This is a genomic window from Pseudomonas brassicacearum, from assembly GCF_000585995.1.
In the GTDB taxonomy this organism is placed as follows: Bacteria; Pseudomonadota; Gammaproteobacteria; order Pseudomonadales; family Pseudomonadaceae; genus Aquipseudomonas; species Aquipseudomonas brassicacearum_A.
Genome location: NZ_CP007410.1, coordinates 6551764 through 6567482, shown reverse-complemented (window position 1 = coordinate 6567482; position 15719 = coordinate 6551764). Strand labels below are relative to the sequence as shown.

The following is a 15719-nucleotide window of genomic DNA, read 5'->3' as shown; positions in this document are numbered from 1 at the left end:
CACCGCAGATCCCTTGTGGGAGCGAGCTTGCTCGCGATAGCGGACCCTCAGTCACCCACACCCTGTGACCGACACTCCACCAACCCCCGCACCTGCCCACCCTCGCGCTGGTTCTCCTCACTCAACCACCGCTCGAATCCCGCCCCAATCGCCGGCCATTCCGAGTCGAGCATCGAGTACCACGCGGTGTCGCGGTTTTGCCCCTTGACCACCATGTGCTGGCGGAACACGCCTTCAAACGTGAACCCCAGCCGTTCGGCGGCGTACTTGGAGCGGGCGTTGCCGTTGTTGCACTTCCATTCCAGGCGGCGATAACCCAGGGCGAAAGACTCCTTGGCCAACAAGTACACCGCCTCGGTGCTTTTCGGCGAACGCTGCATCGGCGCGCCGAAGGTCACGTGGCCGATCTCGATGCGACCCTGGGCCGGGACGATGGACATCAGGCTGAGAATGCCTTGAACGTCGCCACTGGCGCGGTCGATCACGCTGAAGAAGTAGGGGTCGGTATTGGCGGCATGATTCGCCAGCCAGGCATCGAAAGCGCCGCGATCCTTGAACGGGCCGTAAGGCAAGTAATCCCAGAGCTTCGGGTCGGCCCCGGGACCTTCGAGGGCTTGCCACAGACCGTCGGCATGGCGTGCCGGGTCAAGTTTTTCCAGGCGGATGAAGCGCCCTTCGATCAGTTGCGTAGAGGGCGCCGGGACACCTTTCCAATCGGCGAGTGAAGTCGACATGCTGCGCTCCTTACAGGGCTTTGCGAAATTGGATGAAACCTGGACGTTCAGCGATGCGCTCGTAAAGCTGGATCGCGGTCGCGTTGGTTTCGTGGGTCAACCAGTGCACCTTGCAACAACCATCGGCCTTGGCCGTGCGGTAGACGAACTCGATGAGCTGGCGACCGACACCGGTGCCGCGGCTCTGCTCCGTCACCAGCAGGTCTTGCAGGTAGCAGGAGTTTTCAATGCTCCAGTTCGAGCGATGGTAGATGAAATGCACCAGGCCCACTGCCGTGTCGCCGTTCCAAGCGAGGGCACCGTGGGTTGGCTCGCGGTCATCGAGCAAGCGTTGCCAGGTACTTTGGCTGACCGCGTCTGGCAATTCGGTGTTGTAGAAACGCAGGTACGCCTGCCACAACGGCAGCCATGCGGCGTGATCGTCAGCGCTGACGAGGCGGATTTCGGTCTGGCTCATATTCACTCCTTGGACAATGGATCAGGCATCAGCCGCGCGAGCGTCTGGTCGTGTGGGTCGAGACTGGCGGCGAGGCCGTTGCGCACGCCGGCGGCGTCGGCTGGGCTGCGGTTCTGGCTGAGTTTGCGCTTGCCCTCCAAGCGCTGGATCGGCAGAGCAAAGCCGACGATGGCCTTGAGTATGCTGTCGATGTACTCGGCCGGTGCATCGTCGATTGTCCAGGGCTGGGCGCGGCCGGTTTCGTGGCGGTCGGTGAGGGCGCCGACCAGGTTGCGCAGACGATGAGGGTCGCTGAACACCTCGGCCGTGCCGTAGGCATGTACGGCCACGTAGTTCCAGGTTGGTACGACCTTGCCGTGTTCGGCCTTGCCGGGGTAGAGACTGGGGCTGACGTAGGCATCGGCCCCGGCGAAGATCACCAAGGCCTCGGCGCCGGCTTCCAGGTCGCGCCATTGTGGATTGGCCCGGGCCATGTGCCCGTAGAGGCTGCCATTGGGGCCCTGTTGCGTGTCCAGCAACAACGGCAAGTGACTGGCCTGCAAACCGTGTTCACCGCGAGTGATCAATACGGCCAGACGGCAATCATTCATCATGCCGTGCAGTTGGGGCAGGTCTTCGACGGCAAAGGCTTTCGGGTTGTACATGATGATTTTCCTTGGCGAATGGGAGCATCCTAGGCAGGCTATTGGTCTGTTGTAAGAGCCACTTATGACCAATTCGATAGGTCCATTTACGAGGGTTGTCATGAACAACGCCGTGCCGCCACTGTCGTTCAACCCCGCCGGAATCGAGCTGGACCGCCGGCAGGGGCTCAGTCGCCAGCTTTACCAGGCGCTACGCGCACGGGTGTTGGATGGACGCCTGGCCAGCGGCACGCGTCTGCCCGCCAGCCGTGACTTGGCGGCGGCCTTGTCGATCTCGCGCAACAGCGTGGTACGCGCCTACGACCAGCTCTACGCCGAGGGCTTCATCGAAGGGCGCGTGGGCGATGGGACTTATGTGGCAAAACTGTCTTCGACGGCGCTGCCGCTGAGAAACATATCCACAAAAGTGTCCACAGGTTTTTCAACAGGCTTACCCACAGCCTTATCCACAGATTGGCTCGATTTACCTGTGGGCCCATCCAGTAAAGTTATCCACAGTGATGGGTTAAACCGCGTTGAAAAACACCATTTACCCCAGCCGCCCAGTGGTCCGCCCAAGGCGTTCCGGGTCGGGGTTCCGGCGTTCGATTTGTTCCCATTCGACGTCTGGGCCAAGCTGAATGCGGCTTTCTGGCGCAAGCCGGATCTGCAACAGCTGTGTTATGGCGACGCGCAAGGTGACGCACGCTTGCGCGGCCTGATCGCGGCTTACCTACGCAGCTCCCGTGGCCTGCACTGCACGGCTGAACAAATTGTGATCACCAGCGGTGCACAGCAAGGCATTAGTCTTTGTGCACAGCTGCTGGTGAACCCTGGCGACATCGTCGCGGTGGAAAATCCCGGCTACCGCGCCGCCGGGCATGCGTTCGCCGTGGCCGGTGCCGAGGTGAGGGGTGTGCCGGTCGATAACGATGGCCTCGACTGCACGGCGCTCGGTACGTTGAGCCACTGCCGGCTGGCCTACGTCACACCGTCCCATCAATACCCGACCGGGGTGGTCATGAGCCTCGCGCGTCGGCTGGAACTGCTGGCCTGGGCCGAGCGCAACGACGGCTGGATCGTCGAGGACGACTACGACGGCGAATACCGCTACAGCGGCGCGCCGCTGGCACCCTTGGCGGCACTGGATCGCCAGGGCCGTGTGCTCTACGTCGGCACATTCGGCAAAGTAGCGTTTCCGGCCCTGCGCCTGGGCTACCTGGTGTTGCCGCCCGGCCTGGTCAATGCATTTGCCCGACGGCGCGCCGTGGACGTGCGTCACTCCGAAGTCAGTACCCAGGCGGTGATGGCCGAGTTCATGGCCGCCGGGCATTTTCAACGGCACATCCGGCGCATGCGGCGGGCCGCCCTGGCCCGGCGTGACGCGCTGCTGGCCGGCTGGCCGAAGGCGGTTGCCGGCGTCGGCACCATGCCCACGGTCGTAGCCGGGCTGCATGTCACCGTACCGGTGGACAGCCCCGAGCGTGAGCGCGAACTGATCGCTCAAGCCACCGCTGCCGGTGTCGAAATCAATGGCTTGAGCAGTTATTGGTTGCCCACCACCACGACGCCTGTGCGTGCCGGATTGGTGCTGGGGTTTGCGGCTGTTCCGCCAACGGCGATTGGCATCGCGCTGGCGAACCTGGCAAAGGCCTGGAAACTCAGATCCTGACCGTTATGAGGGCTGCTTTGGAAAGAACACTTCCTTGGCCTGGTCCACCGCAATTTCGCTGCGGTAAAGATCGATCAGTTGACGCTGGGTGAGGTCCTGGGTGGCATCGGCGCGTGCTCCCTTGTTGACTTGTTCCGGTGTTTTCAAGCGACCGGAAAGGTAGGCGTGGGCGGGGACCCAGTCGGTGGAGTAACGGAAGTCCGCAAACCAAAGCGTTTTGTTTTCCTTCTCGTCCCTGATCTCGTACCGGTCGAGATAGCCGTGAAGCGGGCCTTTGTTTTTTTGTCGGTTCTTTAGTTTGGTGATGGAAATGCGATTGCGGCTTTTAAGCCATATGACGCCATCCATGGTCGGGGGACGATGTTTAATGACGTTCAGTACGGCATCGAAGGCGTCCTCATAAAGGGCCTTCGCTTGCGTCTTGAGTTCCGTACGCAAGGCTTCGGCCGTACGCTTTTGTTTCACCGAAACTTCAACGGTTTCGTTCGAGGCACTGTCCATTGCCTTTTTGATTGCAATGCCGACTTTCTCCATCCTGTTTGCATGAGCGTTCAGAATCATCCCGATGCCGGTGGGCGATCGGCCTGGCGCATTCATCTGCTCCTCGACCTGCGCCTGGAATGCCTCCAGCCCATCGATCAGGGCTTGGCCCTTTGCGAGGCTGGTTGCCAGGGACGGGACGATCTGTGGCGTATCGGCGAGCGCATGGGGCACCCACTCCCCCGTTCCCTTGCGGTGGAAGGTGGCGATGATCTTGTCCGTGACTGGGTTTTTCACGTCGACCCAATCGGTTTCTTCCTGCATTTTCGTTAAACGAGGCTCACCACTGACAAGGCCCCAAAAGCGTGCCCTGATGAACTTCTTCCTGAACCTGGGGCGTGGCTCGTAAGGGTTGCCCATGCTGCGCCGGTTGCTTCTCTCATCCAGGGCCTGGGCCAGATGTCGCACTGCCCGTTTTTTCAGGCCGCCGATCTGCTTGCTCAGCCTATTGAGTTCGGCCGGCCGGGCGCTGTCCTTGTATTCAGTACCCACGTATTCGAGTTGTTCTTCAAGGGCGGTGAACTGTTCCGTGAGGCTGCCAAATGCATCGATTTGCTCATCCAGCCGGATCACGCTGCGTTCTTCGATGGCGTCGTGCAGGCTTTGAAAGGCGATCGTGGCGCTATCAACCAGTTGGTTAATGACTGCCCAGCCTTCGGGCATCGTATTGACGCTATCGAGTGATAGGCAAAGGTGGCGATACATGTCCAACTGGATAAGGCGAATACCGTCGCTCTTGTAGGTCGGCATTCTTCCACGGTGCTGCCGGATAAATTCAAAACCTTCACGCCCCAGTACCTTGAGCCTGGAAAAACGTGTCTCCATGTAATCCAGGCGCTCGTTCATGTCCTCGCCGACCCGGATCATGCTTTCGGCTGCATCGACGTGGTGTTGCTCCACGACTGCGACGCCGGTGGTGGCCATGCCCATGGCTGTTCTCAGGGCTGGGGTAAACCGCTCCTTCAGCGTGTCTATCTCTTCGAACGTGAAGTTGATCTGTGCGTTCAGGTAGCCAAGCCTGGCTTTGGGCGCGTCGGGTCTTGATTGGAAGACGGGCCATTGCGTCAGTATGTTCAACGCTTCTTCGTAGCTTTCGCGCTGGGTTTTCAAAGTGCTCAAGTAAACGTTGCGCTTGATCTCCTTGGTGGAGCCCGAGGCGTTGTTCAACTCTTGCACGTTCATTGTCAGCAGCGCCTGATGCTCCGGTTTTTTTTCTTCGAAGCGGTTCAGTTCGGCAAGCAGTTGAATGCTGCGGCGGTGGGTGTCGGCGATGACTCTTTGCATCGCACCTTTTGATCCGCTGCCGCGCAGACGCAGGCGGGTGTCGATATGCCAATTGCCGTGTGTATCCAGCCTCAGGGCAGGGCCCAGGCGCGTGGGACTTTTTCCGTCGACGATGCAGACCTTATCTCCCTCCAGCGTCACGTTGAACCATTTGTTTGCCATTTTGGCGTACCGCAACCCCTCTTGCTCGTAGAGGCCTTTGAACGTGCCGTCGGTGTGGGGCTGCCCTGGTTTTTCTGGGGCGTCGATGCTGAACGTCTCGAGGAGCTTCGCATCCTCTCCCGATTTGCCTGTCAAGGCACCGATGGAATGGATGGACTCATAGTGCTCGGGGGGCGGTTCCTTAGCGGTCAAAGGCGTGAGTTTTTCGATGATGAGCTTGGGTTTAACCAGCTTGACCGGCTCCTCTATCACCTCCGGCGCCGGTGCCCGGCGACTGCGTGTGCCCTCTCTGGCATGGTCGATAGCGTGAGTGGTGATCGCCATGGCCAGGTTCAGCAGCAGGTCGACGAATGCCTCCCATGTGGCCTGGTCGTTGGCGTGTTCGCTGTCCTGCATCAGCGTTTCAATGTCATCCAGAATTTGCCAGAGCCAGACGGCGGTGCCCACGGCAGCGCCCAGGTAAGGCAGGGCCAGGTTGAAAATCAGCCAGCCTGCCTGCTTGAACGTACTCCAGCGGGTTTCGCTGTTGGAGACCGATTGCCGATCTGCAAGCTCGACCAGAGCATTGGCATTGGCCTTGAACAACAGTGGCAGGAAGTCGGGCTCCAAGGTTTTTTCGCTCAAACCGACGGGGGCGCTATCGAGCCATGACGTAAAAGGGTCCGTCGCAAACTCAACGATGATCCAGGGTGAGGGCAGGGGGCCCGAGAAAATGTATCGGCTGTAATTGCTGCGCACCTCATCGGGCAGCCAGGCCAGGACCGATTGACGCAATTCAGGGGTTTGCCTGATCGCATACAACAGGTTGCTGGACGAGGGGTACTGGCACAACTGCGGCTCAAGCAACGGTCGATAAAGTAGGCAGGGACCGGCGCCTGGATTCTTCGGACCGATCACGAACATGTTGGTCACGACGTCTTCCGAAGGGAGCAACTTTTGTTCGGATATGAAGGCCAGCCGGCGCAGGACGATGGGTTGTCCGTCGACCTTGCGGTCGGCTTCCTCGGGTTCCATCAGTGCGGCGACATAACGGTAACCCCGTTCGTCTATGTTCCCATGCCCACGGATCTTTCCCTCCAGCGCCAGCATGGGCAGTTGAATGCGCAACTGGGAGGTGTACAACTCTTCGCGGCGGCTCGATTCGGCCGGATCGTCGAGCAGTTTGCTCTTCACCAGATCGGGATAGACGCGACCGATATCGATTTTGGTGATGAGGCTTTCGATGTAGTCGGCCGTCATCCATGTGGGCAACGGCTTGTTGTCGAGGGACCTGACGGTTTTGTTACCGAGGGGGAGTGCAATCAGGTTTTGCAAGGCCAGCTCAACGAGGTTGAACCGGGTGGTCTCGAATTTGCCAGGAACAATGAAGGATCCCCAGGCCACGAGGCTGCGTATCTGGATCTCGATTTTTTCCGGATCGAGCGTCGAAGCGTCGGCATGGTCCGCTTGAATCTGCTTCTTGAGGGCGTTCAACGCAAACTCTTTGATAGGCGCAATAGCGTCCAGGTAGGTCTTGCCGGCATGGGAACTGCTCAGCGCCGAAAGGTTTTTCATGTGCTGGGCGAACAGAATCTGATCGGATATCGACGCTGCCAGCAGCCAGTCGGGTATCTGTTTGTCGAACCAGGTCGCGCCAAGACCTTTGTCTGCGTCCAGCCCGCTGGTCACTGGCTGGTCGTCCTCGATGGATGCAACTTTTTTCAGAAAGCTGGGGGAGCCGAGGATCTTGACCTGCATGGCGATCAGTCCGCAGGCCTTGTGATCGAAGATGTTGCCGGTGGGCTCATACAGCCGCCACTGGATTTTCTTGCGGAACGTGGTGTCCAGTTGCGTCGGGAGAAATTGCCCCAGCGCTTGCTGTGAATCGAATTTTTTATAGCTGTCGCGCAGCGAGTACGTAAGGATGACCTCTTTGCTGGCGATGGTTCCGATCAGTACCACCAGCGAGTTTTCGTTCAGGCGACTGACTTTGCTCCCGTCAACTTCATCGATGTCGATCAGGTACGCGTGAGTATCGTAGCGATCATGTTCCTTGCGGTCCTCCTGGTTGGGGTAAAGGAACAATTGCCTGGCCATGTCGCACTCAGTCGCAGTCCAGCCATTGACCTCTTTGACGTCCCAGATCTTGCGCAAGGTTCTGGAGAGTTCATGCCAGCGTGGGCCGGATGTGCCCACTGAAGCGTTCCAGTACGCCAGTTGTTGTTCTTGGCAGGCGGACAACATGACGGGCTCCAGTTCGTTGATCAGGGCTCCGATCTGTTCGATACGTACCGGCAGATGCACCTCCGGGGTGCTGATCGGCAGTTGGGTCAGAAAGTGCACGCCTTCGATCAGCATGGTCGAATCGTTCACGCCTACTCGTTCAGCCACCATATCGCTGAGGGTTTCGTAACGGGTGGGCAGTTCCAGGATTTCGCCATCGACAATGTCCCAGCGAGGCTCGCCAACGACTGTGTTGAGCGGATCGAGGTCCAGTGTCGGATACATTTTCTTGAGGGCCCTGCGCAGGAGCACGGCGGCTACTTCCGGGGAGGTGGGCCCTGCGAGTAGCTGGTTGAGCACAGCATTCTTGAGGCTGGCTTCGGGTGTAGTGTTCGTGGTTGTAGAGGTTCTGGTCATCTGACGCTCCCTGTCTTGCGATAGGTGGAATTCCCGCCGCTGAATGCTTCGGGGATTCCATGCTAGGGAGGGGCAAGCCAGGGAAGGTGGTAACTATGTATATGCCAAGTAAACCTTGTGGCGAGGGGATTTAACGAAACGTCGCACCGCCCCGCTGGGGCTGCGAAGCAGCCCTGATAACGCTCTCCTCGCTACAGGCTACTGCCCGGATTTGATCCGGGTCCAGGCCCGTGTCCGTGCCCGTTCGGCATCCCTCGGTAACGGTTGCAAGGTATAGAGCGTGGCCATCGCCGCTTCGGTCGGATACAGGTTGGGGTTGTTGCGGATCGCCGGGTCGACCATGTCTGTGGCGTCTTTGTTCGGGTTCGGATAGCCGACGAAGTCGCTGACCGGCGCGATCACCTTCGGTTGCAACAGGTAGTTGATGAAGGTGTAGGCGTCGTCCGGGTTGGCGGCCCCTTTGGGAATGGCGAGCATGTCGAACCAGATCGGCGCGCCTTCCTTGGGCAGGCGCATGTCGACCGTCACACCGTTCTTGGCTTCCTTGGCGCGGTTGGCGGCCTGGGAGAAGCTGCCGGAGTAACCCACCGCCACGCAGATGTCGCCGTTGGCGATGTCGGCCATGTACTTGGAGGAATGGAAATAGGTGATGTGTGGGCGAATCTTCATCATCAGCGCTTCGGCCTTGGCGTAGTCCGCCGGCTTCTTGCTGTTGGGGTCCAGGCCCAGGTGCTGCAAGGCCAGGGGCAGGATTTCCGAAGGTGAGTCGAGCAGCGCCACGCCGCATTGCTTGAGCTTGCTGAGGTTCTCTTCCTTGAAGATCAGGTCCCAGCTGTCCACCGGTGCGTTGTCACCCAGGGCGGCCTTGACCTTGTCCGGGTTGAAGCCGATCAGGATGGTGCCGTACATGTAGGGCACGGCGAATTTGTTGCCCGGGTCATTGGCCTCGATCAGCTTCATCAGCTTGGGATCGAGGTGGTTCCAGTTCGGCAGTTTGCTGCGGTCCAGGGGCTGGAACACGCCGGCCTCGATCTGCTTGGCCAGGAACACGTTGGACGGCACCACCACGTCGTAGCCGGAATTGCCGGTCAGCAGCTTGGCCTCCAAGGCCTCGTTGGTGTCGAAGATGTCGTAGACCAGCTTGACCTGGCTGTTCTGCGCCTTGAAATCGTCCAGGGCCTTGGGCGTGATGTAGTCGAACCAGTTGTAGACACGCAAGGTGCGCTCTTGGGCCTGGGCGGCGCCGCAAAGTAGCGCGGCGCACAGGGCTGGAGCCATTAAACGCTTGAGTCTTTTCATGCTTTATTCCTCATTGGGCGCTTTGAAAACCTTCGAGAACGTTCACCGCATTGATGCCGATTTCTGCCACCGCGTAGCCGCCTTCCATCACGAACAGGGTCGGCTTGCCGAGCGCCGCGATGCGCTTGCCCATCGCCAGGTAATCCGGGCTGTCGAGCTTGAACTGGGAGATCGGGTCGTCCTTGAAGGTGTCCACGCCCAGGGACACGACGATGACATCGGCGTCGTAGCCCTGGGTTTCGCCGCAGGCTTGCTCCAGCGCGGCGCTCCAGGTGTCCCAACCTGAACCTGCGGGCAAAGGGTAGTTGAAATTGAAACCCTCGCCGGCGCCTTCACCGCGCTCGTCGGCGTAGCCGAGGAAGAATGGAAATTCGAATTCCGGGTGGCCATGGATCGAGGCAAACAACACGTCGCTGCGTTCGTAGAAAATCGATTGGGTGCCGTTGCCGTGGTGGTAATCGACATCGAGGATCGCGACCTTTCTATGGCCCTGGTCGAGGAACGCCTGGGCGGCGATGGCGGCGTTGTTGAGGTAGCAATAACCGCCCATCAAGTCGCTGGCGGCGTGGTGCCCTGGCGGCCGGCACAGCGCAAAGGCACTGCGGGCGCCGCGCTGGATTTCAGCCTGGGCGGTGAGGGCCACCTGGGCGGCGCTGTACGCCGCTTGCCAAGTACCCGCGGTAATCGGCGCGCCGCCGTCGAAGCTGTAATAGCCAAGCTGGCCGTGCAAGCTTTTCGGAATGACCGCGCGCAGGGTCCGCGCCGGCCAGGTGAAGGGCAGCAAATCGCCGTCGCGTTGCTGTTCCGCCCAGCGATCCCAAGCCCCCTTGAAGAATTCCAGGTACGCCGCGCCGTGGATACGCTGGATCGGCGCGAGGCCGAAATCCTGCGGCGCCTGCACCGGGCCCAGTGCCTGAGCCTTGACCCGATCCAGCACATGATCGGCCCGGGACGGCATTTCGAAGCAAGGCATCAACTGCCCGTCCATCAACTCGCAACGTCCGTGGTGCAGGTGGTGATCGTCTGAGTAGATCGTCAGCATTGTTGTTCTCCGCAGGGCTGATTCGTTGAATCACAGTCTTGCGGCGCTTGAGGTTTTGGAGAACGGCAGGAGAGGCCAAAAGGGGATCGAAATGGCCAATAAGTTTGACCGTAAATCGCCCCTTGTTGGCGCGGGTGTGCGTGGGGTTGGGGCGTGAGTGATGTCCCGATGATTGTGTTGTACCCGTGGCGAGGGAGCTTGCTCCCGCTCGACGGCGCAGCCGTCGCAAACCGGACGATGCGGTGTGTCTGGAAAAATGCGTCGGCCTTTTTGGGGCGGCTTCGCCACCCAGCGGGAGCAAGCTCCCTCGCCACAGGGGTTGGTGGTGTAGCGGCTATCGTGGGTCGACGTTATCCAGCGCACGGTTCGCCAGTAATGAACTCAGTTCGATCAGTTGCTGGATGCCGAGAGCGATGTGGCGGCGGGAACCTTCCAGTTCGAAGGCCAGGTCGCCGACCATCGCATCGGCTGAAGCCAGGGTTTCGCTGAGGTTGGCCAGGAGGCTTTCGTTGTCGATGTCTTTTATGACGGTGAAGAGCTGGCCTGGTTTACTCGCGTCTTCAGATTTTGTCTTTGGCGACAGATAGAAATCCAGAGCGCGATTGGCGGCTTCGTCGAGCTTTTTGGTTTTGGATTTGGTGTGCGGGGGAGTGGAGGCCGCCTCTGGCGGATTCGGTGTAGGTTTGAACATGGTGGAGCTCCTTTCGTAAGAGGAACCATCACCGTCTGCCGCCAAGCAGATGGGGTGACGGATTACACAAGGTTGGCGGACCGGAACGAAAGGAACCCGGCATCCCCAAAGGGATCCTTGCGCAACCCGCCATAACATAAGAGCACCGAATGCCAGAGGCATTGCAATCATGCTTGAAGGTGTTGTTGCGCCTTTCGAGTACCGGGCCGCCAAGCCCGTTCGCTGAGTGTGCAGCGACGAGGAAACGATAGAGCCCGGGAGCAAGGCGCACAAGCGGGCGGATTCTGGAGTAGTTGTAGGCAATGGCGCAAGAATGCGTGGGTTGGGAGAAGGGCGGCGGAAGGAGAATAAACAAGGCATTCGTAGTGCCCTGGATTCGTGGCGAGGGAGCTTGCTCCCGGTCGGTGGCGCAGCGATTTGTTGTAGGGATGTGCTGGTTTTTGGGGCTGCTGTGCAGCCCAGCGGGGCGGTGCGACGTTTCGCTAAATTCCCTTGCCACAGGTTGAGGGTGTAGCGGCTATCGTGGGTAGACGTTATCCAGCGCTCGGTTCGCCAGCAATGAACTGAGTTCGATCAGTTGCTGGATGCCGAGGGCGATGGGGCGGCGGGAGCCTTCCGGCGCGGAGGCAGTTCGTTGACCACCACATCGGCAGAAGCCGGGATTTCGCTGAGATTGGCGGGCAGGGCTATTGGCCGTCACAGGATAAAACACAAAAAAGGCGACCAAGGTCGCCCAGTTCTCACTCTGTCGTGGTTTACGCACTGGCAGAAAGCTTGGTCTGACGCGAACCAGCGAGCGCACCCTCTGGCTCATCGGATGAACCACGACGGATGCGGTCGAGCATCCGCAGATCCATCGAGCTAGTGACACGAGCTTTGCGCAAGCCGCGCACGTACAAGCAGCCAAAGGTGTCTTGCCCTTTGTGCTTGCCGGCCTTACCGCTTTGGGTTGCTTTCAATTTGCTCACTTTTCGATCACCTCTGAAATGATGCTATTACTCATCAAGAGTCAACACAAGGGCGCCGTTTACCATCTGGAACTCGTTCTCGACGTATACCGGGACTGCTCCGGGCAATGGGCTATCGATTTCAATGAGTTCCGCTCCGATGATCTTGCAATACTGAGTAACGGCAAGCACGCAAAGTTCGATGACTCTTCGCTTTAAAGGATGCGGGCCATCCTCCCGTTTGGGATGCCCCTCCAGTAGTTTGATCCGTACAACAGCGCGTTTGCCGCTGGGCGTGGCGAAGCATAAGCCACACAGTAAATCCCCGTACCACAGCGCGAGATCGAGATGCCGGGCATCGCTTTTGATGACCCCCGGAGAATCATGCCAGGGGAAACCGTGGTCTGACTCCCATAGATCAAATTGTTCGAGTGCGCGAGCATCGATGTCTCCGAAGCGCACCAGTGCGAAATCAACCTCACCCGCTCGTTCAGGATCTGCTGATTCTTGCGCTAGCAATGCCAATAGCTCATTGGAAGCTGTGCGGGCTGCATTGGCATAAGCCCGCCATTCCTCATATTTGCGCCGTGAAACTCTTGCCACTTCTCAATCCTTGGTTTCAGCGAATTTGTCGCCCTTCTTTGCACCGAAACCCTGCTAGCGCGGCTCAACGTTATCCAGCACCCGGTTCGCCAGCAATGAACTCAGTTCGATAAGTTGCTGGATACAGAGGACGAAGTGGTGTCTTGCGCCTCCAAGCTCTACGGCCAGGGCTGACCGCCGCTTCGGTAGAAGCCAGGGTTTCGCTGAGGTCGGCGAGCAGGGACTCGTTGTTGATGTTTTTTACGACGGTGGAGAGCAGGGAGACAGTTGTGCGCAGGTTAGTAGACCGGTGACATACGCAAACCGGCGCGCCCGAAGGCGTCATGCGCACAGCCACCATCGAGTGCAGGCAACGCCTGACTGATGAGACTCATGCAACCGGTAAGTCATCCGGGCTATTAAACCCGACCACTGATGGGCAGTGGCAGGGAAACGATAGGGCCCGGGGGCAAGGCGCACAAGCCGGCGGTTTCTGGCGTAGTTGTAGGCAACGGCGCAAGAATGCGTGGGTTGGCGGAAACGAGGCAGAGGGGGAATAAACAAGCCATTCGTAACGCCCTGAGACTCGTGGCGAGGGAGCTTGCTCCCGCTCGGCGGCGCAGCCGTCGTAGACCGGTCGATGCGGTGTGCCTGGCAGCATGCGTCAGTCTTATTGGGGCGGCTTCGCCACCCAGCGGGAGCAAGCTCCCTCGCCACAGGGGTTGGTGCTGTACATGAAAGTGGTGGTTGCCGAGGAGGGTTCAGGATCTGAACTGACTCGGCGCAACCCCACTCCAGCGCACGAACGCATGGCGAAAGCTGGCCGTTTCACTGAAGCCGAGCAGTTCGGCAATCCGATAGATCGGCAATTGATCCTCGCAGAGCATCTGCTTGGCCCGCTCGAAGCGCAGTTCGTCTAGCAACTCTTGATAGCTGCAACCCAGATCTTTGAGGTGCCGGCGCAAGGTGCGCGCCGAGCAGTTCATTTGCGCGGCCAGGCCTTCCAGGCCGGGGGCGGCGTTCAGTTGTGCGTCGAGCAACTGGCGAATCCGCCCCAGCCAGGCCTGGCGCCCGGTGAATTCGGTGTTCTGTCGGCGGCAGCGTTCGGCCATGGCGTGATGGGTAATGGGGTCGGCCAGGGGCAGGGGCTGTCCGAGCCAGTGGCGGTCGAAGGCAAAGGCGTTATCGATGCTGTCGAACCGGACAGGGCAATCAAAATGCGCTCCATAGCGCACCTGGTAATCGGGCGCCGGATGTTCGAAACGTGCCGCGCGTAACGGCAGCACATGGCCGAGCAGGTCATTGCAGATGACTTTCAACGAAACCATGCAGAACTCGGCGTTGAATACCGCCAGGGTCGGGTTCTCCCGATAATCGCTGGCGCTGAGCCAGACCGTCTCATCGTCCTCTTCCAGATTCAGCTCGAAGAGTGTTCCCAATAGCGCCGGATAGCGCAGCGCCAGGCGCAAAGCGTCACCTAAGGTGGCACTGGTGAGCAGGGCATAGCCGAGCATGCCGTAGGACGACACGTGCATGCGCAGGCCCAGTTCCAGGCCGATGTCACGCTTGAGGGCCACGGCGTTGGCGCAGACCTGCATTTCCTGGTTGGTGGTGATGCGCGTGTCGGCCCGGTTCAGATCCGCCGCGCTGATGCCGCTGCCGGCCAGCAGTGCGTCACTGGGCAGGCCTTCGTTTTTGAAGGCATTGAGCACCAGGGAGACGGCGTTGAGGGTGGTGAGGTGGGAATGAAGCATGTGCGGTTCCAGCCTGGGGAGGCTGGAGATGGAGCAAGTTGTATGCCGGATGAAAATCGGAAGCTCAACACAACACCCAATGTGGGAGCGAGCTTGCTCGCGATGGCGGTGTGTCAGTCGACGCTGATGTTGACTATCAGCCCGCTATCGCGAGCAAGCTCGCTCCCACAGGGTTTACCGGGTGTCAGATAAGCTCACCGCATAGATCCAGCTCAACCAACCGCCGAACCTCTTCCACGGGCAACCCTGCGCCAATCAACGCCTGCAGCTTGCCGAACGCCGCCTCGCGGGTCATGCCGCCGCCGGACAGCACGCCGACGCCACGCAAGCGACTGCCGGCCTCGTACACGTCCAGTTCCACGCCGCCTTCATGGCATTGGGTGACCGCCACCACCACCACGCCGCTGTCCCGCGCCCGCTCGAGGCTGGCGAGGAAGGCTGGGTTGTCGCTCGGCCCGGTGCCGCTGCCATAGCACTCCAGCACCAGGCCCCGGATACCGCTACCGAGCAGGCCATCCAGGATCTCGGCGCTGATGCCGGGGAACAGCGGTAACGCGGCGACATTCGCCACTTGCTTGGGCTGGTTGTAATTCAACCGCGCCGGCAGCGAAGCGGCTTTGACGCCGCCGCCCTGGCGCTCCAGGCGCTTGAACGGGTGGCGACCGAAACTGCGCACTTTGGCGCAACGGGTTGGTTCCAGCAGCTCACCGTGGAAATACAGATGCACCCCCGGCGCCAGGCCCTGGCCGAGGGCAACCAGCGCGCCGCTGAGGTTTTCCCAGGCGTCGCTGTCGGTCACGCCGGCGGGCAGCATGGACCCGGTGAAACACACCCGCGCATGCAGGCCGAGCAATTGAAAGCTCATCGCCGCCGCGCTGTAGGCCAGCGTGTCGGTGCCGTGCAGGATCAACACGCTGTCGCAGCCCTGCACATCCACGGCATCGACTACTGCTTCGCGCAGTTGCTGCCAATAGGCCGGGGTCATGTTGGCGCTGTCGATCAGCGGCGACATTTCCCGGAAACGCCATGACGGGATGACGAGTTCCGGTTGGCTGTGCAGGTAGTCGCGCATTCGCGCTTCGAAACCGGATGCTGGAGCCAGGCCGTGGGCGCTGGCCTGCATGCCGATGGTACCGCCGGTGTAGAGCACCATGACGTGCTGGGCGGCAGGGTAGGTCGAGGGGTTCATGGTTGTTCTCCGAGGACGAAAACGGCAGCTTTGCTTCGCTGCCACAACATAAGGCCGAGCATGACGCCGACCTTAGGTTGTGTCACGCCGGACGCAGGGGATGCGCCCGGTTTTTTCCAGACAG

General features: G+C 60.0%; 12 protein-coding genes and 2 pseudogenes. 1 reads left to right on the top strand and 13 read right to left on the bottom strand.

Annotated features, from left to right (window positions below; all coding sequences use genetic code 11):
• Window positions 1-47 precede the first annotated feature (47 nt).
• Genes CD58_RS28380 through CD58_RS28370 form a run of 3 tightly spaced genes read right to left on the bottom strand, consistent with a single transcriptional unit; the run spans window position 48 to window position 1835 of the window.
• Window positions 48-734: a GNAT family N-acetyltransferase gene (locus CD58_RS28380; RefSeq protein ID WP_025216226.1), complete on the bottom strand. Its 687-nt coding sequence runs from the start codon at window positions 732-734 to the stop codon at window positions 48-50.
• 10 nt (window positions 735-744) lie between these two features.
• A complete protein-coding gene (locus CD58_RS28375; RefSeq protein WP_025216225.1) occupies window positions 745-1191 on the bottom strand; it encodes a GNAT family N-acetyltransferase in 447 nt (148 codons plus the stop codon).
• A 2-nt stretch (window positions 1192-1193) separates the two neighbouring features.
• A complete protein-coding gene (locus CD58_RS28370; RefSeq protein WP_025216224.1) occupies window positions 1194-1835 on the bottom strand; it encodes an FMN-binding negative transcriptional regulator in 642 nt (213 codons plus the stop codon).
• A gap of 100 nt (window positions 1836-1935) precedes the next feature.
• On the opposite strand from CD58_RS28370, the gene CD58_RS28365 reads away from it, so the two are divergent.
• Window positions 1936-3486, top strand: a complete 1551-nt coding sequence (locus CD58_RS28365) for a PLP-dependent aminotransferase family protein (protein ID WP_025216223.1) — start codon at window positions 1936-1938, stop codon at window positions 3484-3486.
• A 3-nt stretch (window positions 3487-3489) separates the two neighbouring features.
• On the opposite strand, the gene CD58_RS28360 is transcribed toward CD58_RS28365, so the two are convergent.
• The 10 genes and pseudogenes from CD58_RS28360 to CD58_RS28325 all read right to left on the bottom strand — a co-directional run bounded on the left by CD58_RS28360 (window position 3490) and on the right by CD58_RS28325 (window position 15595).
• Window positions 3490-7824 carry a dermonecrotic toxin domain-containing protein gene (locus CD58_RS28360; RefSeq protein WP_235195283.1) on the bottom strand — a complete coding sequence of 1445 codons (4335 nt, stop codon included), beginning with the start codon at window positions 7822-7824 and terminating at the stop codon, window positions 3490-3492.
• A 465-nt stretch (window positions 7825-8289) separates the two neighbouring features.
• Complete coding sequence (locus CD58_RS28355) at window positions 8290-9390, bottom strand: polyamine ABC transporter substrate-binding protein (protein ID WP_025216221.1); 1101 nt, start codon at window positions 9388-9390, stop codon at window positions 8290-8292.
• A gap of 10 nt (window positions 9391-9400) precedes the next feature.
• Window positions 9401-10432: a histone deacetylase family protein gene (locus CD58_RS28350; RefSeq protein WP_025216220.1), complete on the bottom strand. Its 1032-nt coding sequence runs from the start codon at window positions 10430-10432 to the stop codon at window positions 9401-9403.
• 334 nt (window positions 10433-10766) lie between these two features.
• Window positions 10767-11123 carry a DUF6124 family protein gene (locus tag CD58_RS28345; protein WP_025216219.1) on the bottom strand — a complete coding sequence of 119 codons (357 nt, stop codon included), beginning with the start codon at window positions 11121-11123 and terminating at the stop codon, window positions 10767-10769.
• Window positions 11124-11640: 517 nt separating this feature from the next.
• A pseudogene (locus tag CD58_RS32045) lies at window positions 11641-11807 on the bottom strand (DUF6124 family protein); the annotation flags it as partial.
• Window positions 11808-11878: 71 nt separating this feature from the next.
• Window positions 11879-12091, bottom strand: coding sequence for a hypothetical protein (locus CD58_RS28340; protein ID WP_003187072.1), 213 nt, complete (start codon window positions 12089-12091; stop codon window positions 11879-11881).
• 27 nt (window positions 12092-12118) lie between these two features.
• Window positions 12119-12673, bottom strand: coding sequence for a hypothetical protein (locus CD58_RS28335; protein ID WP_025216218.1), 555 nt, complete (start codon window positions 12671-12673; stop codon window positions 12119-12121).
• A 54-nt stretch (window positions 12674-12727) separates the two neighbouring features.
• Window positions 12728-12929, bottom strand: a pseudogene (locus CD58_RS31575) (DUF6124 family protein); the annotation flags it as partial.
• A 484-nt stretch (window positions 12930-13413) separates the two neighbouring features.
• Window positions 13414-14406: an AraC family transcriptional regulator gene (locus CD58_RS28330; RefSeq protein WP_025216217.1), complete on the bottom strand. Its 993-nt coding sequence runs from the start codon at window positions 14404-14406 to the stop codon at window positions 13414-13416.
• A 184-nt stretch (window positions 14407-14590) separates the two neighbouring features.
• On the bottom strand, window positions 14591-15595 hold the full coding sequence (locus CD58_RS28325) for an asparaginase (RefSeq protein ID WP_025216216.1): 1005 nt from the start codon (window positions 15593-15595) through the stop codon (window positions 14591-14593).
• Window positions 15596-15719: the final 124 nt, after the last annotated feature.